The sequence below is a fragment of the Thermogemmatispora aurantia genome (assembly GCF_008974285.1).
Taxonomy (GTDB): Bacteria; Chloroflexota; Ktedonobacteria; order Ktedonobacterales; family Ktedonobacteraceae; genus Thermogemmatispora; species Thermogemmatispora aurantia.
In genome coordinates, this window is sequence record NZ_BKZV01000012.1 from 1 (window position 1) to 3087 (window position 3087).

At 63.2% G+C, this 3087-nt stretch carries 1 rRNA gene; it reads right to left on the reverse strand.

What is annotated here, in order from left to right:
* Positions 1-3087, reverse strand: a 23S ribosomal RNA gene (locus KTAU_RS21370); the annotation flags it as partial.

The following is a 3087-nucleotide window of genomic DNA, read 5'->3' on the forward strand; positions in this document are numbered from 1 at the left end:
GCACAAGCCGTTCGGTCATTAGGGCCGGTCAGCTGCACCTGTTACCAGGTGTCCACCTCCGGTCTATCAACCAGGTGATCTTCCTGGGACCTTATCTCCGGCTGGGGGTCCAGCCTGGAGCGGGAAGCGACTCTTGGGGTCGGCTTCGCGCTTAGATGCTTTCAGCGCTTCTCCTCGCCTGACGTAGCTACCCGGCTCTGGCCTGGGCAGGCCAACCGGCTCACCAGCGGTCAAGCCCTCTCGGTCCTCTCGTACTAGAGCGGACTCCCCTCACGCTTCCTCTCGCCCACGACGGATAGAGACCGAACTGTCTCACGACGTTCTGAACCCAGCTCACGTGGCGCTTTCATGGGCGAACAGCCCAACCCTTGGGACCTACTCCAGCCCCAGGATGCGCCGAGCCGACATCGAGGTGCCAAACCCTGCCGTCGATGGGAACTCTTGGGCAGGATCAGCCTGTTATCCCCGGGGTAGCTTTTGTCCGTTGCGCCACACGCCTTCCACTCGGACATGTGGGATCACTCAGCCCGACTTTCGTCTCTGCTCGGCTTGTTGGCCTCGCAGTCAAGCTCCCTTCTGCCTGTACACGCCTCAGGTGATGTCCATCCACCTTGAGGGAACCTTTGGGCGCCTCCGTTACCCTTTAGGAGGCGACCGCCCCAGTCAAACTCCCCACCTAGCCCTGTCTGCTGGCGGGCTCTACCGCTTCAGCATGAGTCCCGACAACACACCAGAGTGGTATTTCACCGGCGCCTCCACCGCCCCCGCAAGGGCGGCTTCTTCGGCTCCCACCTATCCTCCGCAGGTGTGCCCTCGGCACCAGGCCAGGCTAGAGTCAAGCTCCACGGGGTCTTTTTGTCCTGTCGTGGGTAACCCGCATCTTCACGGGTACTGCAATTTCGCCGAGCCCTCTGTCGAGACAGCGCCCAGGTCGTTCCTCCTTTCGTGCGGGTCGGAACTTACCCGACAAGGAATTTCGCTACCTTAGGACCGTTAGAGTTACGGCCGCCGTTCACCGGGGCTTCCCTGGCAAGCTTCGCTCACCTGCCAGCTTCACCTTCCGGCACTGGGCAGGAGTCAGCCCCTATATCTCCGCTTCCGCGTTCGCAGGGACCTGTGTTTTTGGTAAACAGTCGCCTGGGCCTATTCCTGCGGCCTCCTCACCAGCGCTGGCCTGCTCCGAGTCCCCTCTCGGGTCCCCCTCCGGTCAGCACCAGCTACTAAGGCGCCCCTTCTTCCGAAGGTACGGGGCCAAGTTGCCGAGTTCCTTGACAGAGGCTCACTCGTTCACCTCGGGAGCTTACCTCCCTGCCTACCAGTGTCGGTTTGCGGTACGGGCAGAGGCTCGTCTCGCTAGAGGCTTTTCTTGGCGGCCTGGGGGCCGGTGACTTGTCGCCTCCTCGCGGAGGCTCGTGCCTGGGGTCACGCCTCGTGGCTTCGGGTTTTCCCTCGACGCCTCGCTCCCTCCAGGCAGCCCATCCTGTCCACTCGATGGGTTCACCTCCCCTACCGCGTCCCCCCTTCGCTCTTCTCGACGGCCTCTGGGGCAGGAATCTCCACCTGCTCTCCATCGCCTACGACCTGCCGTCCTCGGCTTAGGTCCCGCCTCACCCTGGGTCGATCAACGGTGCCCAGGAACCCTTAGGCTTTCGGTGGGGTGGATTCTCACCACCCGTGACGCTACTCATTCCGGCATTCGCACTTCCGCTCGCTCCACCAGTCCTTCCGGTCCGGCTTCTCCGCTCGCGGAACGCTCCCCTACCAGCCTCTCGTCCCTCCTCGATCCGAGAGGCTCCACGGCTTCGGTCGGCTGCTTCAGCCTCCTGGTGTTGTCGGCGCCAGCTCGCTCGACCAGTGAGCTATTACGCACTCTTTCAATGATGGCTGCTTCTAAGCCAACATCCTGGCTGTCTGGGCCAGCTGACCTCCTTTCCCACTCAGCAGCCCCTTGGAGACCTTAGCCGGTGGTCTGGGTTGTTCCCCTCTCGTCTGACAAGGTTATCCCCGCCAGACTCACTCCGCCGCCCCTCTCTCGCCGCGCTGGGCATTCGCAGTTTGCATGAGCTTGGTAACCAGCTCCTGGCCCCGCACCCACACAGCGCTCTACCTCCCAGCGCCGCCGCGGCGGGCTGCACCTCCATGCATTTCGGGGAGAACCAGCTATCTCCGTGTTCGTTTGGCATTTCACCCCTACCCACAGCTCCTCCCCTGGTTTTGCAACACCAGTGGGTGCGAGCCTCGACGGATTGTCACATCCGCTTCACTCTGGCCATGGGTAGCTCACACGGTTTCGGGTCCCATCGTCGCTACCTGCCTCCAGGTTCCCCTGGCGGCTGCGCCCTCTTCAGACTCGGTTTCCCTCCGGCTCCCCTCCTCTCTCGGGAGGTTAACCTGCGGCAACGACGATGCACTCGCCGGATCATTCTACAAAAGGCACGCCATCAACCCGCTCGTGGCGCCTGCTCGGACCTTCCCCAGTCGCCTGGGGCCTGCCCGCCGGCCTGCCACGGCATGGGCCTCTGACTGCTTCTCGCGTACGCGGTTTCAGGTCCTCTTTCATCCCCCTCTCGGGGTGCTTTTCACCTTTCCCTCACGGTACTCTGTCCGCTATCGGTCGCTGAAGGTCTTTAGCCTTGGAGGGTGGTCCCCCCTGCTTCCCACCGGGTTCCTCGTGCCCTGTGGTACTCAGGGTCCAGCGCCAGTCCTCAGTCGGCGGTTTCCCCTACAGGACTCTCACCTCCTCTGGTGTGGCTTTCCAGCCACTTCGGGTACCGCCTTCTGCCGCCCGGGCTTCGCCCCGCGCTGGCCCTACAACCCCGCTCAGGACCCGTTGCCGGCCCCTGATCGGTTTAGGCTCTTCCCCGTTCGCTCGCCACTACTGAGGGAATCTCGGTTGATTTCTCTTCGTCGGGCTACTAAGATGTTTCAGTTCACCCGCTGCCCCTCGTGCGGTCGCACTCCGACCGCCGATCTCCGGCCATCACGCCGGAGGGGTTGCCCCATTCGGATACTCAGGGATCATCGCTTGCCAGCAGCTCCCCCTGAACGTTTCGCCGCTCGCCGCGTCCTTCTTCGGCCTTCAGCGCC